Below are 26,121 nucleotides of genomic sequence, written 5' to 3'. Positions count from 1 at the left end.
TTTACAGGCTGAACGAAGCAGGCAGCCAATTGGGTTCGGCGTGCAATTCTACCTGAAACCGAGCAAATACTGTAAATTTGATGTGTTGCGCCAACTGCCGGACATCGTTTGCCGAGGCATTGTTTTTGTTCACTAAGACCAAAGCCTGCCTGTCATGTACCGCCGCGCCGCCGATTTGAAAGCCTTTCAGACGACATTGGTCGATCAGCCAGCCGGCGGCGAGTTTGACCGAACCGTCGGGCTGCGGATAGCGCGGCATATCAGGATGCCGCTGCAACAAGGTGGCGGCTTTTTCTGCGCTGACGACGGGGTTTTTAAAGAAACTGCCGACATTGCCAAGCACGTTAGGATTAGGAAGTTTACTGTTGCGGATTGCACACACTGCATCGGAAACATCTTTCGCCGTCGGCACCCTGCCCGCGCTCAGTTCGGCAACGGCGGCCGCCAAATCGCCGTAACCCAAGTTCGGCACAAAATGCGTTTTTAATGCAAATACGACCGAAACAATCACATAACGCCCTTTACCTTCCTGCTTGAACAGGCTTTCGCGGTAGGCGAAGCGGCAGTCGGCATTGGAAAGGGTTACAAAGGTTTCCGTATCCAAATCGAAGCAGCGCACGCTGTGAATCACATCTTTCGCCTCTACGCCGTATGCGCCGATGTTCTGCACGGGCGACGCGCCGACCGTACCCGGAATCAGGCTCAGGTTTTCCAAACCGTTCAAACCCAGCGCGACGGCGTGCAGGACAAAATCGTGCCAGATTTCGCCCGCCTGCGCTTCAATCAGAACCATGCCGTCTGAACGAGCAATTTCGCGTATGCCTTTGTTTTCCATATGTACGACCAGACCGGCGTAGTCCTCCATCAAAAGGATATTGCTGCCGCCGCCCAGCCATAAAACAGTATCTCGGTTGAACTCGGGTAGCCGGACGATGTCGCGCAACCCGTCGGCGTGTTCAAGCGCAATAAAGGCTCGGGCTTGGGCGCGCAGGCCGAAAGTGTTGTAGGGGGTAAGGTCGGTTCGGTATCGGATGGGTTGCATGGTTTGAACTTTAAAATGAGTATTGCCAGTGGCGGGCTTCAGCCCATCGTTTCTATAGTGGATTAACAAAAATCAGGACAAGGCAACGAAGCCGCAGACAGTACAAATAGTACGGCAAGGCGAGGTAACGCCGTACTGGTTTTTGTTAATCCACTATATTTTTAATCGGCGGAGTTTTCAGACAGCCTTATGCGATCTGACCATCTCCCTACTGCACAATTCCAAGCACCACACCAAGGCGATGGCGGCGATGGTGAGCGAGGCAATCAATGCCGTCCAGAAGCCGTAAATGCCCATATCGAAACGGTAGGCGAGCAGGTAGCCCGGCAGCAGACCGCAGCCCCAAAAGGCGGCGGCGTGGATGAACATCGGCACCTTTGTAACTTTGTAGCCGCGCAAGGCGTAGGAGGCGATACATTGGGTGAAGTCTGCCGGTTGGAACAAGCCGGCGAACAGTAAGACGGTGGCGGCGATGCTTAAAACCGCCGGATCATTGTTGTACATACTTACCAGCGGCGAACGGAATAATACCAAGGAAAGCACGGTAATCACGGCGAGCATCCATCCTGACACCAGTGACACGCCCGAAATATAACGCGCCCGCGAAAATTCGCGCCGCCCAAGCGAAAAGCCGATGCGCACCGTCCCCGCCGAGCCGACGCTTTGCGGAATCATATAGAGAATCCCCGACAAACTGATGCCGACCTGCTGCGCCGCCACATAATCCTCGCCGAAAGGCGCAATCAAAAACACGATAAACGAAAACGCGCTGGCTTCCAAAAAATAAGACAGCCCGATGGGTGCGCCGATTTTCCAAATCTGTTTGAACACCGCCCAATCCGGTTTGCCGAATTTCGCCGTCAGTCCGAATGGGCGGAAGAAATTTTCCTTGGCGATATAAATCCACAATGCCAGCGCGCTGAACCAAAACACCGCCATCGTCGCCAGTCCGCAGCCTGCGCCGCCCAAAGCGGGCATACCGAATTTGCCGTAAACGAAAATATAGTTCAGCGGCACGTTCAACACAAACGCCGCAAAGCTGACCAACATAATCAGGCGCGGGCGGTTCAGGCTGGAGGCGTAGGCGTGCAGTGCGCGGTGTACCATTGCCGCCGGCATCGCCAAGCTGGTGAACAGCATATACTGCGCCATTGTGCCTTCCACATAATCGCTCAAGGTCAGCCAGTTGCGGAACGGCGTAATCGCCGCCCACATCAAGACCATGCCGAACACGCCCAAAAACAGCCCGAACCAAATCCCCTGCCGTCCCGTTTCGCCCACTTCGTCGGTTTTACCCGCGCCGTAAAGCTGGGCAATCATCGGGTTCAGCGCCGCCATAATGCCCATAAAGGTAATATAAACCGTGGCAAACGCGCTGCTGCCCAAAGCCACCGCCGCCAAGTCTTCCTTGCCCGCACCGCCCGCCATCACGGTATCGACAAAACCGATGCCCACCTGCGCGACCTGCGCCAACAGCATGGGCAGGGCAAGAGCGGTCAGCAGGCGGACTTCTTTCAGGAAGACGGAAAAGGAAAAGCGGTTGAGGTCGAGCAGCATAAGTGTTCAATCAACAAAAATGCCGTCTGAAGCAGAAAACGGCAGCAGGAAGTGATGAGAAATAATGGCGCACATTATATAGTAAAAAATGCCGTGCCGTCAGACGGCGGATACAGGGTATAAAAGTATATTCAGATTGTGTGTATTTTATGGTAAAGTTTGGTTTTAACGACTTGACGGCATTGAGCCGTCGGACAGGGGCTGTTCGGATTCTGAATCGGAAGGAAGCATCGCCGTTTTGACAGCGGCGTGATGCGTTGCGGCAAAGATGCCGTCTGATTGCGGATCGGGCAGCCTTTTGTATTGACATGATAAAATAGAAGGCAGATTCTCATGCAGACATGGCAGCTTCCGGAACATATCGCCGACGTACTGCCCACGAACGCGCGGCAGCTTGAAAGCGCGAGGGAGCAGTTGTTGGCACTGTTCCGCGTACACGGTTATGAACTGGTACAGCCTCCGCTGATGGAGTACGCACATTCCCTGCTGACGCATATCGATGCGGGGCTTTCCCTGAAAACCATTTTGGTAACGGACAGGCTCAGCGGCAGGCAGTTGGGCATACGCGCCGACATCACGCCGCAGGTGGCGCGTATCGATGCCCATCTTTTATCCGCCAACCAAGGGATTAACCGGTTGTGTTATGCCGGTCCGGTGTTGCACGCGCAGTCCGACGGTCTGCTGAATATGCGCGAACCCTTGCAGGCAGGGGCGGAAATGTACGGTTTTGCCGACATCCGTGGCGACATCGAGCTGATAGACCTGATGCTGAAAAGCATGAAAATTGCCGATATGGGCAAAGTGCTGCTTTCGCTGGGGCATATCGGCATATTTCGCGCCTTGTCCGATGCGGCGCATTTGGATGCGGGGCAGTCTGCAACGCTGCTTGCCTTGATGCAGGATAAAGATACCGAGACGGTCGAAGCGCAGGTCAAGGCTTGGAAGCTGGACGGTATGTGGGCAAAAGCATTCTCGCTGCTGCCGCGCCTGTACGGCGGGCGTGAAGTGTTGTCCGACGCGCGCGGACGGTTGCCGGATTTGTCGGCGGTCGGCGGCGCGTTGGGCGAATTGCAGGCGGTGTGCGACGCATTCCCCGATTGTGAAATCCATATCGACTTGTCCGAGCTGCGCGTCGACAATTACCACACGGGCTTGCTGTATGCCGCCTATGCCGCCGATTTCCACGACGCGGTCGCGCGCGGCGGGCGTTATGACGGATTGGGCGGATATTTCGGCAGGGCGCGCCCGGCAACGGGATTCAGTTTCGACTTGCGCAGCTTTATCGGGCGTTTGCCCGCCATCGAACGGCAGCCCGCCGTGTTGGTCGATGCGGAAGATGCCGAAGCGGCGCACGAAGCGGTCGAAGCCTTGCGTGAACAAGGGCAGTGTGTCGTAATCGATTACGGTATCGGACACAATGTTTCGGAAGAGCTTGCAGGCCGTCTGAAAAAGACGGACGGCGTTTGGCAGGTCGTGAAACGCTAAATACCCGTTCATGGCGGATGAAAGGCAAATCGTGGCGGGGCGCAAAGCCGCACCGGTTTGGGGATTTCCGCAATAATTTTTAATATCGAAGGTTATATGGCTATGGCTAAAAATGTTGTAGTAATCGGCGCACAGTGGGGCGACGAGGGTAAAGGTAAAATCGTTGACTGGCTGGCGGAAGAAGCCGGAGGCGTGGTGCGCTTCCAAGGCGGCCACAATGCGGGTCATACCTTGGTTGTCGGCGGCAAAAAAACCATTTTGCGCCTGATTCCGAGCGGCATCCTGCATGAAAGTCTGGACTGCTTCATCGGTTCGGGCGTTGTCGTCTCCCCCGAAGCCCTGTTGGGCGAAATCGACGAGTTGAACGCGGCAGGCGTGAAAAACGTCGAAGGCCGTCTGAAAATCGCGCCGACCTGCCCGCTGATCCTGCCTTATCACATCGCGCTCGACCAAGCCCGAGAAGCATCGCGCGGCAAAGGCAAAATCGGCACGACCGGCCGCGGCATCGGCCCTGCCTACGAAGACAAAGTGGCACGCCGCGCCATTCGCGCCGCCGATTTGCTGCATCCTGAAAAACTGCGTGAAAAACTGGATGCCGTCTTTGCTTATTACAACGTCCAACTGCAACATCTGCACAATGCCGAGTCGGTGAAAGCGGAAGACGTGATGGCGGTTATCGAAAAAGTCGCGCCGCGCATTACGCCGATGATTACCGACGTGTCCCGCGTGTTGAACGAAAAAAACAAAAACGGCGAAAAACTGCTGTTTGAAGGCGCGCAAGGTGCGTTGTTGGACATCGACTACGGCACTTACCCCTTCGTTACTTCGTCCAACTGCCTCGCCGGCGCGGCTTCGGCAGGCGCGGGCGTAGGCCCTCAAATGCTGGATTATGTTTTGGGCATCGTCAAAGCCTATACCACGCGCGTCGGTTCGGGCCCGTTCCCGACCGAATTGTTCGACGAAGTCGGCGCAGGTTTGGCAGAACGCGGACACGAATTCGGTTCGGTAACCGGACGCACACGCCGCTGCGGCTGGTTTGATGCCGCCGCCCTGAAACGCTCCATCCAAATCAACGGCATTTCCGGTATGTGTATTACCAAACTCGATGTAATGGACGGCGTTGAAACCATCAATATCTGCGTCGGCTACGAATTGCCCGACGGCGGCAAAACCGACATCCTGCCTTGCGGCTCTGATGCGGTAGAAGCCTGCAAGCCGATTTACGAAACCATGCCCGGTTGGAGCGAATCCACTTTCGGCGTGAAAAGCTACGACGCATTACCTGCCAATGCCAAAGCATATTTGAAACGGATTGAAGAAGTCTGCGGTGCGCCGGTCGCCATCGTCTCCACCGGCCCCGACCGCGAAGAAACGATTGTGCTGCATCATCCGTTCGCATAAGGTTTTGCAGTAAAATTGCCGTCTGAAGCCCTAATCCGCCGTTGGTCATAAATAGTAGGGTATCAACATTTCGGGCTACAATGGTACGTCAGCCAATGCCAAGACGTGCCAGCCTGATTTGTTGATGTGTGTACTATTGCATAGGCAGTTAAGCCATGCAGGAGATGAAAGTGTATATGTCGCGCAAAGCCCATTAGCCGCAAGCGAGGGGCGGGGTGCGCGAGAGAGAGGGGGGCAGGTGCTAAGTCATTGGTTATCTCCTTACTATCTATCTAACTACGGGTGCATTATGCGCCTATGCCTGTTGTTTGTCAAACACTATACAGTTAAAATGTGTAAAGATTTAGTAAAGACGTATACCATTTTTCTTTACATTTAGCTCCATCGGATACCAGTGCGTTCAGAGAAAATTTGAAAATTTCTATATTTTGGTTGTATAATGCTTTCATTTTAGAAAGGTCTATAATGCCAAAATCACTCTCGCTACAAGATGTTCAGTTAAGGTTTTCCAGTAAATTTCCTGATAAGACGGTTTTGAAGTTCACTAAAAACTACGAACCGGTAACAATCCAATGCCCTTTGCATGGGTCGGTTGTTTACGGGAATCTACAAGCTGCCATGAAATCCTCAACAGGATGTCCTGAATGTACTCGAAATCCCGAAAAGCCCTCTCCAAACGCCGTTGCCATTAGGTTGGAGGACACAGAGACAGGGGAAATCTACGAGTTTGCAAGTACACTGGCTGCCAGTAAATTTATCGGTTGCTCCAACAGCACTTTAGCTGTACGTTTAAGCGGACGCACTCCGTTTGACCGATTGATTAGGTATCGTTATAGGTTGGTAAAGTAAGTTCACAACCACTATGGCACTTACATTTACTCAAGCAGTTTCTAAGCTAACCTCTAAATTTCCACATTTGAATCTTGTGGAGTTCAATGGCGTTCGTTACCCGACGGTAATCGTCTGTCCTATACACGGGAGGGTTACTTGCTCTACATTCAAAAGTATGTTGGACTCTAAAAGTGGGTGTCCAAAATGTGCATCTTATGGTGTCAATTCCCACAAAATTCCAGAAGATACAATAGATAAATTATCTAAAAATACAGTATTGGAGGATACTGTAACTGGCGAAACACTTACATTCCCCTCAAGAGCATCTGCTGCAAGGTCATTGGGTATAAACCCAGCAGCTATCACTGACCGTATAAAAGGTCGGGTTCACACAGAGACTTTACTTGCAGGGAGGTATAAGGTTCACATCTGCACTAAATGACGTATACACTTTTTAACAGTGTATACCCCTCGCCACTATCAGGTGCTTCTCGAAAAATTTGACATTTTTATAAATTTGCTATTAAATCCATTTGACAATCAATTTTGGAGTCTCAAATGGCCAAATCTTTCAACCAAGCAGCTTCTGAACTTACTGATATATTCCCTAATATCTCTCTAACCGACTTTGACGGTGTGAATTACCCAGTAACCGTTAATTGTCCTATGCACGGGAACGTTCGTTATTCGACATTTAATGCCCTTATAAAGTCAAAGTACGGGTGTCCTGAGTGTGCTAAGATGTCAAAAACCCAAACACCTCCAAATGTAGGGAAGCCCCTCCTCATCCTCGACACAACGACCAACGAAACACTCACGTTCCCAAGCGTTACTGCCGCAGGTGCTGCTTTAGGTGTACATTTCCAACAAATCAATCACAGGCTCAAGGGTCGAACGTCGCCCGACAACCTTATTTCAAACAGGTACAAAGTGCTTGGGTACGATAGGTAAGGTTCACAACACCCTAAATCCTACGAACCAAGCTCGACGGACGTTCAAATCCCGACAACCTTGTCTGTAACAGGTATAAGGTTCTGCTATAATCAACCTATGGAAAATATTGAAGAATACGCACTGCTGTCTCCCGAAGCCCTGCTGGAACGCCTGGATACCGTTTTGAGTATCAGAATCGGCGGCAAGGGTTGGGAATCCAGTTATGACCGCCAACTTTGCACAGACGCTGGTCGAAATACAGGACAGTCTGTACAGGGTTGTGTCAACCGTCCAATACGGGGATGACAACCTCAAGCGGTTGACAGCGGACAAACGGAAGCAGTATGAGTTGAACTTCAAGATTTCCGAGGGTTCTACGCGTGTAGAGTCCGACTTTAAAGAGACTTTGGTTCGGTTCGGTAGAGATATGCTTCAAGATATGCCCCCTAAAATCCGTTCGGCAACGCTGGTAGCGTTGACGACCCTGCTTGTCGGAGGGGCGTTGGGTTACGGTTATTTGGAATACCTGAAGCAGGTTGCTTCGGAAGGGTATCAGACCGAGCGTCTGTATAATGCCGTCGACCGTCTTGCAGAATCCCAAGAACGGATAACGTCCGCCATCCTGAAGGGTGCTAGAGGTGCCGATTTCGTGCAAATCGGCAGACGTTCCTACAGTAGGGAGGATATATCGGAGGCAAATAGACGTGCAGAGCGTGTCCCGTATGGCGCAGAGTTGGTTTCAGACGGCAATTTTACCGCTGTTTTATCTGATATAGGGGATTAACAAAAATCAGGACAAGGCGACGAAGCCGCAGACAGTATAAATAGTACGGAACCGATTCACTTGGTGCTTCAGCACCTTAGAGAATCGTTTTCTTTGAGCTAAGGCGAGGCAACGCCGTACTGGTTTTTGTTAATCCACTATATTTTCTGTCCGGATACGGTTTATCAGGGTATATCAATGCGGCGTATCCGGTGCGGAAATGGATACGGTTGGTGTCGGTATGGAAACCTGATGTTTTCAGACAGCATATACAAAAAACCGTACTGCTTGCGTGTACGGTTTTTGCCGTTTCAAATCGGTTTAAAGCGATTTGAGGCGGGCGATTCGGTTGTCCAGCGAAGGGTGGGTGCTGAGCAGGGAGTCGCGCGTATCTCCGGCGATGCCCATTGCGTTCATTTCTTCGGGCAAATCGACCGGGTTGCCTTTAAGCCTTTGCAGGGCGGAAATCATTTTCGGCGCGCCGACCAGTTTTGCCGCGCCCGCGTCGGCGCGGTATTCGCGTTGTCGGCTGAACCACATGACAATTAAGCTGGCAAGGAAGCCGAACAGGATTTGGAATACCATGCTGACCAGGAAATAAGTTCCCTGGGACTGGCTGCCGTCGTTGTTTCGGGCAATCAGGTTGGCAATAATGCGCGACAGGAACACGACAAAGGTATTGACCACGCCTTGAATCAGCGTCAGCGTAACCATATCGCCGTTGCCGACGTGTGCCATTTCGTGCGCCAATACGGCTTCCACTTCGTCACGCGTCATATGGTCGAGCAAACCGGTGCTGACGGCGATCAGGGAGCTGTTTCTCGATGCGCCCGTGGCAAAGGCATTGGGTTCGGGGGAGTGGTAGATGGCGACTTCGGGCGTTTTCAGGTTCCATTGCCGCGCTTGGGCTTCGACAGTGTTCAAAAGCCAGGCTTCTTCTTCGGTGCGCGGCGTGTCGATAACTTCCGCGCCGACCGATTGTTTGGCGATGAATTTGGACATCAGCAGCGAAATAATCGAACCAGTGAAGCCGACGACGGCGGAATACGCCAACAGGCTGCCCGTGCCGCCCTGGCTGTTAATGCCCAAAACCGCCAAAACAATGTTGATTACGACCAAAACAGCGATATTGGTAGCCAAAAACAGAAAAATTCGTTTCACGGATGTTCCTTTTTGGTAGGGTGTGATGTTTTGAAATTTTGGGGATTGTCCCAAAAAGTTGCCGGCTTGTGAATATCAGACTCGGCAAAGGTATGCAAAACATTTGCTTGCAAATGGCAGTTTGTGCAGTTGGTTTTTGAACTATTGTGCCAAGCCGTGTAGAATCGTAAACCATCTGTTTGATTCCAATAAACACATTTCAAAGGATCACTTCATGAAAGCATTACTTTTAGGCGCGCCGGGCGCGGGCAAAGGCACTCAGGCGCAATTCATCACCGCCGCGTTCGGCATTCCGCAAATCTCTACCGGCGACATGCTCCGCGCCGCGATTAAGGCTGGCACGCCCTTGGGTTTGGAAGCGAAAAAAATCATTGACGAAGGCGGCTTGGTGCGCGACGACATCATTATCGGCATGGTCAAAGAACGCATCGCGCAAGACGACTGCAAAAACGGTTTCCTGTTCGACGGTTTCCCGCGCACATTGGCACAAGCCGAAGCGATGGTTGAAGCAGGCGTGGATTTGGATGCAGTCGTTGAAATCGACGTGCCTGACAGCGTGATTGTCGACCGTATGAGCGGCCGCCGCGTGCATTTGGCTTCCGGCCGTACTTACCACGTTACCTACAACCCGCCCAAAGTTGAAGGCAAAGACGACGTAACCGGCGAAGATTTGATTCAGCGCGACGACGACAAAGAAGAAACCGTGAAAAAACGCCTTGCCGTTTACCACGAGCAAACCGAAGTTTTGGTCGATTTTTACAGCAAACTGGAAGGCGAACACGCGCCTAAATACATCAAAGTTGACGGCACTCAGCCGGTAGAAGCCGTGAAAGCCGAAGTATTGGGCGCATTGGGCAAATAAATCGAAAAGGTCGTACCCACGGGCAGGCTTCGCACTCTGAAAACAGAAAATCAGGTTTTCAGACGACCTGTTTTTGATAAACAGCGTGTTGCAACCGAAAAATAATCATTTGGCGTCATTCCCGCGCAGGCGGGAATCCATTTCTGAATTTGGGCAATCGCTGTTTAAATCTGATGAACTGAGTTTTATCAATGGATTCCCGCCTGCGCGGGAATGACGGCTGATGTACCGGTTCAAATTTATCCGAAACAGTTTGTCGGAGGCTTGAGTTCGCGTAGGTCGGACATCAATGCCCGACCTACGGTTTGAATTTACGTTGTTATAGTGGATTAACAAAAATCAGGACAAGGCGACGAAGCCGCAGGCAGTACAGATAGTACGGAACCGATTCACTTTGTGCTTCAGCACCTTAGAGAAGCGTTCTCTTTGAACTAAGGCGAGACAACGCCGTACCGGTTTAAAGTTAATCCACTATACTGCGAAAAAGACGATAAAGGTCGTCTGAAAACCCGAAACGAAAACACCATGAATCCTTTAATCTCCGACTTCCAAACTCCGCAACAACGCACCCCCGTTATCGTCGCCCTTGATTTTTCCAACGAAAAAGACACGCTCGGATTCGTCCGCAACCTTGACCCGACATTGTGTCAAATCAAAATCGGCAAAGAGCTGTTTACCGCGACGGGACGCAATTTGGCAGAAAGCTTAATCAATCAAGGTTTCAAACTTTTCCTCGATTTGAAATACCACGATATTCCCCACACCGTCGCGCAAGCCTGCAAAGTCGCTGCCGATATGGGCGTTTGGATGGTCGATATGCACGCATCGGGCGGCCGCCGTATGATGGAAGCCGCAGCAGAAGCCGTTGCCGGATACGGCACGAAGCCGCTCTTAATCGGCGTAACCGTGTTGACCAGCATGGAACAAAGCGATTTGGCGGAAATCGGTTTGAACACCGCCCCTGAAGAACAAGTCATCCGCTTGGCAAAACTGGCGCAAAGTTCGGGCTTGGACGGCGTGGTCTGTTCCGCCCAAGAAGCCGCGCCGCTGCGCCGCGAATTGGGACAGGATTTTGTCTTGGTCACGCCCGGCATCCGCTTGGACGTTGCCGGCAATAATGATGACCAGCGCCGCATCATGACACCGGCCGAAGCCTTGGCTGCCGGTTCGACTTATTTGGTAATGGGTCGTCCTGTAACCCAAGCTGCCGATCCGGTAGCCGTATTGCGCGAAGTGAACCGCGTGGCAAACCTTGAAGCAAACTGATTTTCAGACGGCCTTACAGGCTGAGGCCGTCTGAAAAAATACAACGGAGGCAATATGTCCGCCAAGTTCCAACAAGAAACCCTCAAATCCCGTTTCGCGCAAGCCAAAGTCCTGGTTGTCGGCGACGTGATGCTCGACCGCTATTGGTTCGGCGATGTGTCCCGTATTTCGCCCGAAGCCCCCGTGCCGGTGGCGAAAATCGGACGAATCGACCAACGCGCGGGCGGAGCGGCAAATGTCGCGCGCAACATCGCTTCGTTGGGCGGCAGGGCAGGGCTGTTGTCCGTAACCGGCAACGACGAAGCCGCCGACGCGCTCGATGCGCTGATGGTGCAGGACGGCGTCGCCTCCTATCTGATGCGCGACAAACAAATCGCCACCACCGTCAAACTGCGCGTCGTCGCCCGCAACCAGCAGCTTATCCGTCTTGATTTTGAAGAACATCCCAACTGCGAAGTGTTGGAACAAATCAAGCAGAAATACCGCGAAATCTTGCCCGAATACGACGCAATCATTTTTTCAGACTACGGCAAAGGCGGCCTGTCGCATATCTCCGATATGATCGATTGGGCGAAACACGCCGGCAAAACCGTCTTAATCGACCCCAAAGGCGACGATTACGAAAAATATGTCGGTGCAACTCTGATTACGCCTAACCGCGCCGAATTGAAAGAAGTGGTCGGCAGTTGGAAAAACGAAAGCGAGCTGACCGAAAAAGCGCAAAACCTGCGCCGCCACCTCGACCTGACCGCCGTTTTACTGACCCGAAGCGAAGAAGGCATGACCTTGTTCAGCGAAGGCGAACCGATTTACCAGCCCACCCGCGCCCAAGAAGTTTACGACGTATCCGGTGCGGGCGACACCGTCATTGCCGGAATGGGCTTGGGTTTGGCGGCAGGCTGCACCATGCCCGAAGCCATGTACCTTGCCAATACTGCGGCCGGGGTTGTCGTGGCGAAACTCGGTACGGCGGTTTGCTCGTTTGCCGAATTGATCAAGGCATTGTCAGGGCAATCAACAATGTAGTTTTCATATTGATAAGATAAACAGAACGATATAAGTATGACTATTTCGACAATGGCACAGACACACGATACTCGATTACAAAAAACTTTGCTCTTTCCCAGTCAACAAGGTTGGAAATCTAAAACTTTTCTTAAACCTGATTCACATATTAGATTAGCAACCGTATTCAGCGGGATTGGTGCGGTTGAACAGGCATTCCACCGATTAAATTTAAACCATACCATTGTTTTTGCAGGAGATATTGATCCATACGTTAAAAAAAGTTATCTTGGAAACTATAAATTAAATGAAGATTTTTGGCATAACGACATTACTCAATTTGATGCGAGAAAGTTTAGAAATCAAGTTGATATTTTAGTTGGAGGCAGTCCTTGCCAAGCATTTTCCATGGTTGGCAAACGTGCAGGATTAGAAGATACACGAGGAACATTATTCTATGAATTTGCTCGCGTTGTGGATGAAGTCCAACCAAAGATATTTATTTATGAAAATGTAAAGGGCTTGCTCAATCATGATAATGGAAAAACTTGGAAAGTTGTAAAAAGTGTTTTTTATTCACTTGGTTATGACTTATATTTCCAAATAATGAATAGTAAGGATTATGGGATTCCTCAACATCGTGAGCGTATTTTTGTTGTTGGCTTTCATACCCCTCCTATAAATGGTTTTCAGTTTCCTGAAAAGATTGAATTAGAACATACTATGCAAGATTTTTTGGAGGACTATACTGATAGCAAATATTTTTTACGTGAAAAGGGTGTGAAATTTGTTACCAGTTCTAAAAATAGACAAAAACGTTATACACAGATTAATGGAGAAATTGCCTTATGCCAAAAAGCAAATCAACAATTTAATTGGCATGGTGATTTTATTTTTCAGGCAGCCCGCGAATCTGAATTTGATGACTTTATTTTTGATGTAAATAACGTTGAGGAAAAATATTATCTTTCTGAAAAAATCAAAAATTATGTTTTGGCAGGAGGAACAAAAAATTTTAAAACCAGTACGGAAACTGATTTGCCTGTAGCTCGCCCATTATTGCAAACTATGCATAAAATGCATCGTGCCGGGGTTGATAATTATGTTACTCATAATCGTGGACGTATTCGTAAATTAACACCTAGGGAATGTTTGCGGCTAATGGGTTTTAGAGATGATTTTAAAATTTTAGTTAGTGATACTCAAATGTATCGCCAAGCGGGAAACAGTATTGTTGTTGATGTATTAATCGCTATATTAAAACAAATGGATATTACGCTTTATGGAGAGTAAAATGCCGGATTTTCAAAGAATTACTATTGAAAACATAGAGTATTTTATTGTCGATAGTATTCAAAATTTACGTGCGGAAGATAGTTTTATTCACAGGAATAACAAGTTATCTGTTTTTGGTGGTAATGGGGAAGCACGCAAATATGTAGGTAGTTATATTGATGATAGTGGTCGAAAACTAAGTACATTTTTTGAGTATGAAAATTGGGGGATTACTGAGACAAAAAATGGAAGGAGGGTAGAATATCCTCTCATTCAGAAAAATTGTTTTTTTAATAAGAAAAATTTACAGCGTTATTTGGTTGATGCAAAAGTTGAATATCACAAACAAGAACAGAAATATCATCATGATATTTCAAGGTTTTATGATGATTACGTTTTAAGTATTAATAATCTGCCTACAGAAAATATTTTCTTTTCAATCCATGATGTATCAGACCATTTGGAAAATTCTAAAGGTTACCGTAGGGGTTATATCCGTTCGGAGGATGATATATGGTCAATTTGGCGTAAGATTGTATTGCCCAAAATTAGTTATTTATCAATTCTTAAACTATTGCCTGTCAAAGATATAGAAGATTCAGAACCATTATTTTATTTCCGAATATTTTTGGATTATCAATTTCGCTCTATCGTGCACCCGCAACTCTTATCAAGAGAAAAATTAGAAATACCGGCTTCAGAATTTAATCAATTCGTAGAGCAAGAAATCATTAAACAGAAAAGTAGAAAAGGGCAGCAGAAATATCGCAAGGATGTTATAAATCATATGCCGCAATGTCCATTTACATTAATTACAGATGAGATTTTGTTAAGGGCTAGTCATATTAAACCTTATATGGTTTGTATTACTGAGAAAAATGAGAAAGAGGCATTAGATTATTTAAATGGGTTAGCTTTAACGCCGACTTATGATTGGTTGTTCGATCAAGGTTATATTACTTTCTTGGATGATGGTCGTTTGATTTGCGGTACTCGACTAAGCCGTTACACATGGGAAAAACTTAATATCAATCCAAATGCAAAAAATAAGATGAGAATATATCCCGAAGGAAGAGAAAAATATTTGGAATATCATCGCAAATTTGTGTTTCAGGACAATATCGATGATTTCTTGTAACTAAGTTTATTAATTTTACTCAAAACAAAGGAAACCGAATATGACCATCATCGTAACAGGCGCGGCCGGCTTTATCGGCAGCAACATCGTCAAAGCACTTAATCAACGCGGTATTACTGACATTGTTGCCGTCGATAATTTGAGCAAAGGCGAAAAATTCAAAAACCTTGCCGAGTGCGAAATCGCCCATTATCTCGACAAACATGAATTCATCCGCCAAGTGAGGGAACACATTTTACCTTATCAAAACATCGAAGCCGTTTTCCATCAAGGCGCGTGTTCCGACACCATGAATCACGACGGTTTGTATATGATGGAAAACAACTACCAGTACACGCTGGATTTGTTGGACTGGTGTCAGGACGAACGCATTCCCTTCCTTTATGCCTCCAGTGCGGCGGTTTACGGCAAAGGCGAAATCTTCCGCGAAGAGCGCGAACTGGAAAAACCGCTTAATGTGTACGGCTATTCCAAATTCCTGTTTGACCAAGTATTGCGCCGCCGCATGAAAGAAAGGCTGACCGCCCAAGTCGTCGGCTTCCGCTACTTCAATGTTTACGGACAACACGAACAACACAAAGGTCGCATGGCATCCGTCGCCTTCCACCATTTCCACCAATACCGCGAACACGGTTACGTCAACCTGTTCGGCAGCAACGATGGCTACGGCAACGGCGAACAAACCCGCGACTTCGTCAGCGTCGAAGACGTCGCCAAAGTCAACCTCTACTTCTTCGACCATCCCGAACTTTCCGGCATCTACAACCTAGGAACAGGTCGCAGCCAACAGTTTAACGAACTCGCCGCTGCCACCGTCAACGCCTGCCGCGCCGCCGAAGGCAAACCTGAAATGAGTTTAAAAGAGTTGGTAGAAGAAGAATTTATCCGCTACATCCCATTTCCCGACGCGCTCAAAGGCAAATACCAAAGCTTCACCCAAGCCGACATCACCAAATTGCGCGAGGCAGGTTATACGGAAGAATTTTTCGATGTCAAAGCAGGCGTCGAGCGCTACGTCAAATGGATGCTGGAAAATTTGGCTTAATTTGAATGCCCGTAAAAAATCGTCTGAAAATATCAGGCGATTTCGATTTGTTTAACTTTTATATGGATTTCGATGATGACCGAAATGCAACAACGCGCCCAACTGCACCGCCAAATTTGGAAAATTGCCGACGAAGTACGCGGCGCGGTGGACGGCTGGGACTTTAAACAATACGTTCTCGGCACACTTTTCTACCGCTTTATCAGCGAAAACTTTACCGACTATATGCAGGCAGGCGACAGCAGTATTGATTACGCCGCTATGCCGGACAGCATCATCACGCCCGAAATCAAAGACGATGCCGTCAAAGTCAAAGGCTATTTCATCTACCCCGGCCAGCTTTTTTGCAATATTGCCGCCGAAGCCCATCAAAACGAAGAGCTCAACACCAAGCTGAAAGAAATTTTTACCGCGATTGAAAGCTCCGCCTCCGGCTATCCGTCCGAACAAGACATTAAAGGCCTGTTTGACGACTTCGACACCACCAGCAGCCGGCTCGGCAGCACCGTTGCCGACAAGAACAAACGCCTTGCCGCCGTCCTAAAAGGCGTGGCGGAACTCGATTTCGGCAGTTTTGAAGACCACCACATCGACCTTTTCGGCGATGCCTACGAATACCTGATTTCCAACTACGCTGCCAACGCAGGCAAATCCGGCGGCGAATTTTTCACCCCGCAAAGCGTATCCAAGCTGATTGCGCGGCTGGCGGTGCACGGGCAGGAGAAAGTAAACAAAATCTACGACCCAGCTTGCGGCTCGGGCAGCCTGCTCTTGCAGGCGAAAAAACAGTTTGACGAGCACATCATCGAAGAAGGCTTCTTCGGGCAGGAAATCAACCACACCACCTACAACCTCGCCCGCATGAATATGTTTCTGCACAACGTCAATTACAACAAATTCCACATCGAATTGGGCGACACACTGACCAATCCCAAACTCAAAGACAGCAAACCCTTTGATGCCGTCGTTTCCAATCCGCCCTATTCCATCAACTGGATAGGCAGCGGCGACCCCACCTTAATCAACGACGACCGCTTTGCCCCTGCAGGCGTACTCGCCCCGAAATCCAAAGCCGATTTTGCCTTCATTCTGCACGCACTGAACTACCTTTCCGGCAGAGGCCGCGCCGCCATCGTCTCATTCCCCGGCATTTTCTATCGCGGCGGCGCAGAGCAGAAAATCCGCCAATATCTGGTGGAGGGCAACTACGTGGAAACCGTCATCGCCCTTGCGCCCAATCTCTTTTACGGCACCGGCATCGCCGTCAATATACTGGTTTTGTCCAAACACAAAGACAATACCGACATCCAATTCATCGACGCAGGCGGCTTCTTTAAAAAAGAAACCAACAACAACGTCTTAACCGAAGAACACATTGCCGAAATCGTCAAACTCTTCGCCGATAAAGCCGATGTGCCGCATATCGCCCAAAACGCCGCCCAGCAAACCGTCAAAGACAACGGCTACAACCTCGCCGTCAGCAGCTATGTTGAACCCGAAGACACCCGCGAAATTATCGACATCAAACAGCTTAACGCCGAAATCAGCGAAACCGTTGCCAAAATCGAACGGCTGCGGCGTGAAATTGACGAAGTGATTGCAGAGATTGAAGCATGAGCATCATCCTATACACCGCCAACGACGGCACTGCCCAATTTGCCTTGCAGGAATTTGGCGGACAGCTTTGGCTGACGCAGGCGGACATGGCAGAACTGTACCAAACCACCAAACAAAATATCAGCAAACACATTAAAACCATTCTTGCAGAGCAAGAATTGGAAGAGAAGGCAACTGTCAACTTCCAGTTGACAGTTCAAAATGAAAACGGGCGCAAGGTAAACCGCAAAATCGCCCATTATTCCCTGCCCATGATTATTGCCGTCGGCTACCGCGTCCGTTCCGCGCGGGGCATCCAATTCCGCCAATGGGCAACCGAACGGCTGGACGAATATCTGACCAAAGGCTTTGCCATAGACGACGAACGCCTGAAAGGCACAGGCGGCGGCGACTATTGGAAAGAACTGCTCAACCGCATTCGCGACATCCGCAGCAGCGAAAAAGCCCTATACCGGCAAGTGCTTGATTTATATGCCACCAGCCAAGACTACAACCCCAAAAGCAGCGAAAGCCAAACCTTTTTTGCCGCCGTTCAAAACAAACTGCACTATGCCGCCAGCCGGCAAACCGCAGCTGAGCTGATATACAGCCGTGCCGACAGCAGCAAAGACTTTATGGGGCTGACCACCTTTCAAGGCGCAATCCCCACGCTGAATGAAGCCAAAATCGCCAAAAACTATCTGACCGAAGACGAACTGTTCCGCCTGAACCGTCTGGTTTCCGCCTTCTTCGACCTGGCGGAAATCAAAGCGCAGGAGCAAAGCCCCATGTATATGCGCGACTGGATAGCCGAATTGGACAAATTTTCCGGGCTGTACGGACAAGGCACATTACAGGGTGCAGGCAGCATCAGCCGCAAACAGGCAGAGCAGAAAGCCGAACGCGAATACCGCGCCTATGAAGCGCGCATCCTGTCGCCGGTGGAGCAAGCCTATCTGGAAAGCGTTAAAGCGTTGGAAAAAACAGCCGTGCAACAGATCAAACAGAAAAAAGACCGCACAAAATAACTACCATTCAGGCTACCTGAAAAAGCAGCCTGCACACCATTGCAGGCAGCCTGAAAGCAGGACGGACTTCAGCCCGCAGAAATAACGGCAAACGGACAGAGTGAGCCGAAGCACCCCACAACCGCCCCACATCCCGCCACAGCGGGAAAGAAACGGAAAACAACCATGGATATGCAAAGCAAAGCGAAAAAATTGATTGAGATGATTCAGACGGCACCGGTGGAGTGGAAGCCGTTGGGTGGAGAAAATGGGATAGCTATCATAAAAACAGGACAAGCTGTAAGTAAGCAGAAAATCTCAAATAATATTGGTAGTTATCCAGTTATTAACAGTGGCAAAGAGCCGCTTGGCTATATTGATGAATGGAACACTGAAAATGACCCTATCGGCATCACAACAAGAGGAGCGGGAGTCGGCTCAATAACGTGGCAAGAAGGAAGATATTTTCGTGGCAACTTAAATTATGCAGTTACTATTAAGAATAGAACAGAATTGGATGTTCGTTTTCTCTATCATATATTACTTGAATTTGAACAAGAGATTCATGCCTTATGTACATTTACAGGTATTCCTGCTCTAAATGCCAGTAACTTGAAAAAATTATTAATCCCTATCCCACCCCTGGAAACCCAACAAAAAATTGTAAAAATACTTGACAAATTCACCGAGCTGGAAGCTGAATTAGCCCTGCGCAAACGCCAATACCGGTATTACCGCGACTTTCTTTTAGATTTTGACAATCAAATCGGGGGGGATAGCTGATGGCTATAAAGGCCGTCTGAAAGATGTGGTTTGGAAGACGTTGGGGGAGGTGTTTGACTTGAAGAATGGCTATACCCCTTCCAAATCAAATAAAGAATATTGGGAAAATGGCTCAATCCCTTGGTTTAGAATGGAAGATATTAGGGAAAATAGCCGTATTTTAGATAATTCATTGAAGCATATATCAAAAAGCGCAGTTAAGGGCGGCAAGCTGTTTCCTGCTAAATCAATAATGATGTCGACAACGGCAACCATAGGAGAGCATGCGTTAATAAAAGTTAATTATATTAGTAACCAACAACTGACCAATTTTACAATTAAAGATGAATTTAAGGATGCTTTAGATATAAATTTCGCTTTCTATTATTTTTTCATTATTGCGGAGCAGAGCAAAAAACTTATTAATACTTCAAGTTTACCTATTATTAGCATGAAAGAATTAAAGAAATTAAAAATCCCCATCCCACCACTCCCCGAACAGGAAAAAATTGCCGCCATCCTAGACAAATTCGATACCCTGACCCACTCTATCAGCGAAGGCCTGCCGCACGAAATCGCCCTGCGCCGCAAACAATACGAATATTACCGCGAACAGCTGCTTGCCTTCCCTAAGGCTACCTGAAAAAGCAGCCTGCACATTTTCAGGCAGCCCAATCCGAACATCAAACCGTTTAAAACCCGATACTGCAAAGGACGACCCATGAACCTCGAAACCAAACCCATCGCCGAAACGCCGAATTTCATCGTGCTCGACCAATATGAAAAAATCGAACAGTCGGGCAGCTACCAATCGGAAAACCAGTTGGAAGCGGAGTTAATCGCCGATTTGCAGAATCAGGGTTACGAATACCGCAAGGATTTGAACAGCCAAAGCAGGCTGCTGGAAAACCTGCGCGCGCAGTTGCAGCGGCTGAACGATGTGGCGTTTTCAGACGGCGAATGGGCGCGGTTTTTGACGGAATATCTGGACAGGCCGTCTGAAAACATTACCGATAAAACCCGCAAAATCCATGACGACCATATTTATGATTTCGCTTTTGATGACGGCCGTCTGAAAAACATTTATCTGCTGGACAAGAAAAACCTTGCCCGCAACCATGTGCAGATTATCAATCAGTTTGAGCAGACGGGCACGTATGCAAACCGCTATGACGTTACCGTGCTGGTAAACGGCCTGCCGCTGGTGCAGATTGAATTGAAAAAGCGCGGCGTGGCGGTGCGCGAAGCATTCAATCAGGTGCACCGTTACAGCAAAGAGAGCTTCAACAGCGAAAATTCGCTGTTCAAATTCCTGCAAATCTTCGTGATTTCCAACGGCACGGACACGCGCTATTTCGCCAACACCACCAAGCGCGACAAAAACAGCTTTGATTTCACGATGAATTGGGCGCGGTCGGACAATCATCCGATTAAGGATTTGAAAGACTTTACCGCCACGTTCCTGCAGAAAAGCGTATTGCTGGGCGTATTGCTGCATTACAGCGTGTTCGATGCGAATGATACGCTGCTGATTATGCGGCCGTATCAGATTGCCGCCGCCGAACGCATTTTGTGGAAAATCAACAGCTCGGCGTAGGTAAAGAATTGGAGCAAACCGGAAAGCGGCGGCTATGTTTGGCATACCACGGGCAGCGGCAAAACGCTGACCAGCTTTAAGGCGGCGCGTCTGGCGACGGAATCGGCGTTTATCGACAAGGTTTTCTTCGTGGTGGACAGGAAGGATTTGGACTATCAGACGATGAAGGAATACCAACGTTTTTCGCCCGACAGCGTGAATGGTTCGGAAAGCACGGCGGGCTTGAAACGCAATTTGGAAAAAGACGACAACAAAATCATCGTTACCACCATCCAAAAGCTGAACAACCTGATGAAGAGTGAAGATAATCTGCCGGTTTACCATCAGCAGGTTGTATTTATTTTCGACGAATGCCACCGCTCGCAATTCGGCGAAGCGCAAAAAACCTGAAAAAGAAATTTAAGAAATTCTGCCAGTTCGGTTTTACCGGTACGCCGATTTTTCCCGAAAACGCTTTGGGCGCGGAAACCACGGCGGGCGTGTTCGGGCGTGAGTTGCATTCTTATGTGATTACCGATGCCATCCGCGATGAAAAAGTATTGAAATTCAAAGTGGATTACAACGATGTGCGCCCGCAGTTCAAAGCCGTGGAAGCGGAACAGGATGAGAAGAAACTGAGTGCTGCCGAAAACCGCCAAGCCCTGCTGCACCCCGAACGCATCCGCGAAATCACGCAATATATCCTGAACCAGTTCAGGCAGAAAACGCACCGCCTGAATGCGGGCGGTAAAGGCTTCAACGCCATGTTTGCGGTCAGCAGCGTGGATGCGGCGAAGTGCTATTACGAAGCGTTCAAAACACAACAGGCAGGCAGCCTGCACCCGCTGAAAGTGGCCACCATTTTTTCCTTTGCGGCCAACGAAGAGCAGAACGCCGTCGGTGAAATTGTTGATGAGACCTTTGAACCGGAAGCGATGGACAGCAGCGCGAAAGAATTTTTGCAGGCTGCCATCAACGATTACAACGCCTGTTTCAAAACCAATTTCGGCACGGACAGCAAAGCCTTTCAGAACTACTACCGCGATTTGGCAAAACGGGTGAAAAACCAGGAAGTGGATTTGCTGATTGTGGTCGGTATGTTTTTGACGGGTTTTGACGCGCCGACGCTGAACACGCTGTTTGTCGATAAAAACCTGCGCTATCACGGCCTGATGCAGGCGTTTTCGCGCACCAACCGCATTTACGATGCCACCAAAACCTTCGGCAATATTGTCTGCTTCCGCGATTTGGAGCAGGCAACCATTGATGCGATTACCCTGTTCGGCGATAAAAACACCAAAAACGTGGTGTTGGAAAAAAGCTACGAAGAATACATGAACGGCTATATCGATGATCGGACGGGCGAAGTGCGGCGCGGTTATTTGGATGTGGCAAAAGAATTGCGCGAGCGTTTCCCCGATCCCGACAAAATCGAAACGGAAAAAGACAAAAAAGATTTTGCCAAACTCTTCGGCGAATACCTGCGGGCGGAAAACGTATTGCAGAACTACGATGAATTTGCCGCGCTGCGCGAGTTGCAGAGTGTGGACGCGGCGGACGAAGATGCGATGAAGGCGTTTCAAGAAAAATACTACCTGAGCGATGAAGACGTGCAGGAAATGCGGCAAGTGCCGATGCCGTCTGAAAGGGCAGTGCAGGACTACCGTTCTGCCTATAACGACATCCGCGACTGGCTGCGCCGCCAAAAAGCAGGCGAACAGAAAGAACAATCAAAAATCGATTGGGACGATGTGGTTTTTGAGGTGGATTTGCTCAAATCGCAGGAAATCAATCTGGATTACATCTTGCAACTGGTTTTCGAGCACCACAAAAAAATCAAAGGCAAAGCGGAGCTGGTGGAAGAAATCCGCCGCATCATCCGCGCCAGCATCGGCCACCGCGCCAAAGAGAGCCTGATTGTGGATTTCATCAACGATACGGATTTGGACAAAGTCCCCGACGTTCCTGCCATACTGGAAACCTTTTACACCTACGCTCAAGAGGTGATGAGGCGCGAAGCAGCAGAGCTGATTGCCGCCGAAGACCTGAACGAAACCGCCGCCAAACGTTATTTGACCGGCTCGCTCAAACGCGGCTATGCCAGCGAAAACGGCACGGAACTGACCGAAACCCTGCCGAAAATGAGCCCGCTCAACCCGCAATATCTGACGAAGAAACAAAGTGTTTTTCAAAAGATTGCGGCGTTTGTGGAAAAGTTTGCCGGAATAGGGACAGATATTTAAAAAAATGCCGTCTGAAATTTCAGACGGCATTTTATTTTTCAATCGGTTAAACAGTTTCTGTTTCAGGTTTAACCTTGCTTTTCTTAAATTTCAACACGGCTTCTTCTTTTGCCGCATCCCAGTCTATCCGCACGAAGCCGCCGTTGGATAGTTTGCCGAACAGGAGTTCGTCGGCGAGCGGTTTGCGGATTTTTTCCTGAATCAGGCGGTGCATCGGGCGCGCGCCCATTTGCGGGTCGAAACCTTTTCTCGCCAGATATTTGCGCAATGCCGGTGTGAATTCGGCTTCGACTTTCTTGTCGAGGAGCCGGTGTTCGAGCCGGAGCAGGAATTTGTCCACGACTTTGGCGATAATGGGTTCGGACAGGGGTGCAAACGGGATAATCGCGTCCAAGCGGTTGCGGAACTCGGGCGTGAAGAGTTTGTTGATGGCCTGCATTTCGTCGCCGCGTTCGCGCTTGGCGGTAAAGCCGAGGCCGGGGCGGCTGAGGCTTTCCGCGCCCGCGTTGGTGGTCATAATCAGGATGACGTTGCGGAAATCGGCACTCTTGCCGTTGTTGTCGGTCAGTTTGCCTGCGTCCATGACTTGCAGGAGGACGTTGAAAATGTCGGGGTGGGCTTTTTCGATTTCGTCCAAGAGCAACACGCAATGCGGCTGTTTGTTGACGGCTTCGGTCAAAAGGCCGCCTTGTTCGAAGCCGACGTAGCCCGGAGGCGCGCCGATGAGGCGCGATACGGCATGGCGTTCCATGTATTCGGACATATCAAAGCGTTGCAGCGGTACGCCCATCGAGTAGGCAAGCTGTTTGGCGGCTTCGGTTTTGCCCACGCCGGTCGGGCCGGAGAAGAGGAAGCTGCCTATCGGTTTGTCGGGCAGTCCCAAGCCCGAACGCGACATTTTGACGGCGGCAACCAGCGCGTCGATGGCGTTTTCTTGACCGTAAACCATGTTTTTCAAATCGCGGCCGAGGAATTGCAGCACCTGTTTGTCGTCGTGCGACACGGTTTTTTCTGGAATCCGCGCGACTTTGGCGATGACGGTTTCGATTTGCGCTTTGCCGATGACTTTTTTCTGTTTGGATTTGGGCAGAATCCGTTGCGCCGCGCCTGCTTCGTCCATCACGTCGATGGCTTTGTCGGGCAGGAAACGCTCGTTGATGTAGCGTGCGGAGAGTTCGGCGGCGGCTTCGAGTGCGCCTTGCGTATAGCGGACTTGGTGGAAGGCTTCAAACATCGGCTTCAAGCCGCGCAGGATTTGTACGGTTTCGGAAACGGTGGGTTCGACCACGTCGATTTTTTGGAAGCGGCGGCTTAAGGCATAGTCTTTGTCGAAAATGGTGCGGTATTCGTCGTAGGTGGTTGCGCCGATGCAGCGCAGCGAACCTTTTGCCAGCGCGGGTTTGAGCAGGTTGGACGCGTCCATGGTGCCGCCGCTGGTGCTGCCTGCGCCGATGATGGTGTGGATTTCGTCGATAAACAAAATGGCGTGCGGGATTTTTTCGAGCTGTTTCAAGACGGATTTGACCCGCGCTTCAAAGTCGCCACGGTATTTCGTGCCCGCCAACAGCGAGCCCATATCCAGCGCGTACACTTCGGCATCTTTAAGCGCGTCTGGAATGCCGCCGTTGACGATTTGATGTGCCAAACCTTCCGCCAGCGCGGTTTTGCCCACGCCTGCTTCGCCGACCAAAAGCGGATTGTTTTTGCGGCGGCGGCATAGGATTTGCACCAGCCGTTCCATTTCGTGTTTGCGACCAATCAAAGGGTCGATACGGCCGGCTTTGACTTCGGTGTTGAGGTTGACGGTGTAGTCGGAAAGGGAGCCGGTTTTTTGTTCCGCTTCTTCGCCCTCGCGTCCCAGGCCGTCTGAATCATTGCCATCCTCGTCATCGGGCGAGCCATGGGCAATACAGCGCAAAACTTCAAAACGCGTAACCGATTGCAGCTTGAGGAAATAGACGGTGTGGCTGTCGGTTTCGCTCATCAGCGCGACCAAAACGTCCAACGGTTCGACTGCGGCTTTTCCGGCAGACTGGGTATGCACCATCGCCCGTTGCATCACGCGTTGGAAGCCGAGCGTGGGCCGGGTTTCGACCGTGTCTAAAAGGTGTTCGGGAATCAGGGGGGTGTTTTCGGCAACGCTGGCGGCGAGCTGTTCGGACACCACTTTCAAATCCGCGCCGCATAGTTTTAAGACGTTCGGCACGGAGGCATCTTCTTCGATGAGTACCAAAAGCAGATGCTCGAGGCTGATAAATTCATAATGAGCCTTACGCGCCTCGCGGTAAAGCTGCTGCAAAATCTGTTCCAATTCGGGTGCAAGCATATTAAATCTCCTCGACAATACATTGCAGCGGATGCCCTTCGGCTTTTGCCCGCTGCATGACTTGTTGTTGTTTGGTTTGGGCAATATCGCGCGTGTAAGTGCCGCACAGGCCTTTGCCTTCGTGATGAACCAAGAGCATCACCGCTACCGCCTGTTCTTGTCCGAGCATAAAGATTTCGGTCAGGATTTCGACGACAAATTCCATCGTGGTGTAATCGTCGTTCAATAGGAAAACGCCGTAACGTTTCGGCGGCAGGGTGTTCAGACGGTGCAAGAGCGTGTCGGATTGGTGTTGCGCGGTCATAGTGTGTCCCATTTGAAAGCCGCGTTCAGACGGCATTTTTGTTGTATTTTCGGTACTTTTGCCTATTTTCCCACTTTTTTGAAAACATAGCTTGACGTTTTGTCTTAACAAATGTAAAAAGACGGTTAAGCAGGATTGGGCATCCGCCGAGTATATCAAGCTGGAAGGAACGCCAGACGGCTCGGTTTGCCGTATGCCTTGTTTTGCTGATTTTGTTAATTTTTGAGTATAGGAAGTTTCTAATGGCAACCGGTATCGTAAAATGGTTTAACGACGCTAAAGGTTTTGGTTTCATCACTCCTGATGAAGGCGGCGAAGATTTGTTCGCTCACTTCTCAGTAATCAATATGGAAGGTTTCAAAACCCTGAAAGAAGGCCAACGCGTCTCTTTCGACGTAACCACCGGCCCTAAAGGCAAACAGGCCGCCAACATTCAGGCTGCTTAATTCCTGATGTACGGTCAAATGTATATTTGAAAACGGCGGGACAGGCAATGTCCCGCCGTTTTTGTCTGCCGTTTTGCCGGCGGCGGAAAAACCCCCA

The 26,121-nt window shown here is 49.7% G+C and carries 22 protein-coding genes and 1 pseudogene; 18 read left to right on the top strand and 5 right to left on the bottom strand.

The genetic code is table 11. From position 1 onward, the window contains the following. Window position 1 precedes the first annotated feature (1 nt). Window positions 2–1,042 (bottom strand): UDP-N-acetylmuramate dehydrogenase, encoded by a 1,041-nt coding sequence (gene murB, locus IUJ45_RS02640; protein WP_002217560.1) that lies wholly within the window; start codon window positions 1,040–1,042, stop codon window positions 2–4. Between the two features lie 177 nt (window positions 1,043–1,219). Then, on the bottom strand, window positions 1,220–2,599 hold the full coding sequence (gene norM / locus IUJ45_RS02635) for a multidrug efflux MATE transporter NorM (RefSeq protein WP_002246103.1): 1,380 nt from the start codon (window positions 2,597–2,599) through the stop codon (window positions 1,220–1,222). 333 nt (window positions 2,600–2,932) lie between these two features. Here norM and IUJ45_RS02630 point away from each other — a divergent pair, with 333 nt between their 5' ends. The 6 genes from IUJ45_RS02630 to IUJ45_RS02605 all read left to right on the top strand — a co-directional run bounded on the left by IUJ45_RS02630 (window position 2,933) and on the right by IUJ45_RS02605 (window position 8,033). Beyond that, on the top strand, window positions 2,933–4,084 hold the full coding sequence (locus IUJ45_RS02630; RefSeq protein ID WP_002222699.1) for an ATP phosphoribosyltransferase regulatory subunit: 1,152 nt from the start codon (window positions 2,933–2,935) through the stop codon (window positions 4,082–4,084). Between the two features lie 102 nt (window positions 4,085–4,186). After that, window positions 4,187–5,485, top strand: coding sequence for an adenylosuccinate synthase (locus tag IUJ45_RS02625; RefSeq protein ID WP_192941104.1), 1,299 nt, complete (start codon window positions 4,187–4,189; stop codon window positions 5,483–5,485). A 465-nt stretch (window positions 5,486–5,950) separates the two neighbouring features. Further along, entirely contained in the window at window positions 5,951–6,334 is a 384-nt protein-coding gene (locus IUJ45_RS02620) for a DUF723 domain-containing protein (RefSeq protein ID WP_010980854.1), read from the top strand. Between the two features lie 13 nt (window positions 6,335–6,347). Beyond that, complete coding sequence (locus tag IUJ45_RS02615) at window positions 6,348–6,758, top strand: DUF723 domain-containing protein (protein WP_002217553.1); 411 nt, start codon at window positions 6,348–6,350, stop codon at window positions 6,756–6,758. Between the two features lie 116 nt (window positions 6,759–6,874). Next, entirely contained in the window at window positions 6,875–7,267 is a 393-nt protein-coding gene (locus IUJ45_RS02610) for a DUF723 domain-containing protein (protein ID WP_002213940.1), read from the top strand. A gap of 205 nt (window positions 7,268–7,472) precedes the next feature. Further along, entirely contained in the window at window positions 7,473–8,033 is a 561-nt protein-coding gene (locus IUJ45_RS02605; RefSeq protein WP_002213938.1) for a hypothetical protein, read from the top strand. Between the two features lie 300 nt (window positions 8,034–8,333). Here IUJ45_RS02605 and htpX read toward each other — a convergent pair whose 3' ends face one another. After that, complete coding sequence (gene htpX / locus IUJ45_RS02600) at window positions 8,334–9,173, bottom strand: protease HtpX (RefSeq protein WP_002217551.1); 840 nt, start codon at window positions 9,171–9,173, stop codon at window positions 8,334–8,336. A 214-nt stretch (window positions 9,174–9,387) separates the two neighbouring features. Between htpX and adk the strand changes: the two genes are divergently transcribed. From adk to IUJ45_RS02545, 11 genes and pseudogenes are all read left to right on the top strand, one after another. Then, on the top strand, window positions 9,388–10,035 hold the full coding sequence (gene adk / locus IUJ45_RS02595; RefSeq protein ID WP_002213936.1) for an adenylate kinase: 648 nt from the start codon (window positions 9,388–9,390) through the stop codon (window positions 10,033–10,035). A 525-nt stretch (window positions 10,036–10,560) separates the two neighbouring features. Continuing rightward, the gene (gene pyrF / locus IUJ45_RS02590) at window positions 10,561–11,301 is read left to right on the top strand and encodes an orotidine-5'-phosphate decarboxylase (protein ID WP_002217549.1); all 741 of its coding nucleotides are present in this window, start codon (window positions 10,561–10,563) and stop codon (window positions 11,299–11,301) included. Window positions 11,302–11,355: 54 nt separating this feature from the next. Beyond that, on the top strand, window positions 11,356–12,327 hold the full coding sequence (gene hldA, locus IUJ45_RS02585; RefSeq protein WP_002217546.1) for an ADP-heptose synthase: 972 nt from the start codon (window positions 11,356–11,358) through the stop codon (window positions 12,325–12,327). A 36-nt stretch (window positions 12,328–12,363) separates the two neighbouring features. Next, the gene (locus tag IUJ45_RS02580; RefSeq protein ID WP_002213933.1) at window positions 12,364–13,599 is read left to right on the top strand and encodes a DNA cytosine methyltransferase; all 1,236 of its coding nucleotides are present in this window, start codon (window positions 12,364–12,366) and stop codon (window positions 13,597–13,599) included. Between the two features lies 1 nt (window position 13,600). Beyond that, the gene (locus IUJ45_RS02575; protein WP_002236860.1) at window positions 13,601–14,719 is read left to right on the top strand and encodes an HNH endonuclease; all 1,119 of its coding nucleotides are present in this window, start codon (window positions 13,601–13,603) and stop codon (window positions 14,717–14,719) included. 40 nt (window positions 14,720–14,759) lie between these two features. Next, window positions 14,760–15,764 (top strand): ADP-glyceromanno-heptose 6-epimerase, encoded by a 1,005-nt coding sequence (gene rfaD / locus IUJ45_RS02570; protein ID WP_002213931.1) that lies wholly within the window; start codon window positions 14,760–14,762, stop codon window positions 15,762–15,764. A 72-nt stretch (window positions 15,765–15,836) separates the two neighbouring features. Beyond that, complete coding sequence (locus tag IUJ45_RS02565) at window positions 15,837–17,381, top strand: type I restriction-modification system subunit M (RefSeq protein WP_002229281.1); 1,545 nt, start codon at window positions 15,837–15,839, stop codon at window positions 17,379–17,381. Further along, complete coding sequence (locus IUJ45_RS02560) at window positions 17,378–18,388, top strand: virulence RhuM family protein (RefSeq protein WP_002213929.1); 1,011 nt, start codon at window positions 17,378–17,380, stop codon at window positions 18,386–18,388. Before IUJ45_RS02565 ends, IUJ45_RS02560 begins: the two co-directional genes overlap by 4 nt. Window positions 18,389–18,553: 165 nt before the next feature. Next, complete coding sequence (locus IUJ45_RS02555; protein ID WP_002235659.1) at window positions 18,554–19,150, top strand: restriction endonuclease subunit S; 597 nt, start codon at window positions 18,554–18,556, stop codon at window positions 19,148–19,150. Next, window positions 19,122–19,772 carry a restriction endonuclease subunit S gene (locus IUJ45_RS02550; protein WP_226893068.1) on the top strand — a complete coding sequence of 217 codons (651 nt, stop codon included), beginning with the start codon at window positions 19,122–19,124 and terminating at the stop codon, window positions 19,770–19,772. The genes IUJ45_RS02555 and IUJ45_RS02550 overlap by 29 nt, the downstream gene beginning before the upstream one ends. A gap of 78 nt (window positions 19,773–19,850) precedes the next feature. Beyond that, window positions 19,851–22,948, top strand: a pseudogene (locus IUJ45_RS02545) (HsdR family type I site-specific deoxyribonuclease). Between the two features lie 46 nt (window positions 22,949–22,994). Here the strand turns inward: IUJ45_RS02545 and clpA are convergent. Both clpA and clpS read right to left on the bottom strand, forming a co-directional pair. Beyond that, the gene (gene clpA, locus IUJ45_RS02540) at window positions 22,995–25,274 is read right to left on the bottom strand and encodes an ATP-dependent Clp protease ATP-binding subunit ClpA (protein WP_002236866.1); all 2,280 of its coding nucleotides are present in this window, start codon (window positions 25,272–25,274) and stop codon (window positions 22,995–22,997) included. Between the two features lies 1 nt (window position 25,275). Continuing rightward, entirely contained in the window at window positions 25,276–25,578 is a 303-nt protein-coding gene (gene clpS, locus IUJ45_RS02535) for an ATP-dependent Clp protease adapter ClpS (RefSeq protein ID WP_002221161.1), read from the bottom strand. Between the two features lie 242 nt (window positions 25,579–25,820). Between clpS and IUJ45_RS02530 the strand changes: the two genes are divergently transcribed. Then, the gene (locus IUJ45_RS02530; RefSeq protein WP_082308622.1) at window positions 25,821–26,024 is read left to right on the top strand and encodes a cold-shock protein; all 204 of its coding nucleotides are present in this window, start codon (window positions 25,821–25,823) and stop codon (window positions 26,022–26,024) included. Window positions 26,025–26,121 lie beyond the last annotated feature (97 nt).

It is taken from the genome of Neisseria meningitidis, from assembly GCF_022869645.1.
Taxonomy (GTDB): domain Bacteria; phylum Pseudomonadota; class Gammaproteobacteria; order Burkholderiales; family Neisseriaceae; genus Neisseria; species Neisseria meningitidis.
This window is presented reverse-complemented; position numbering and strand designations above follow the sequence as displayed.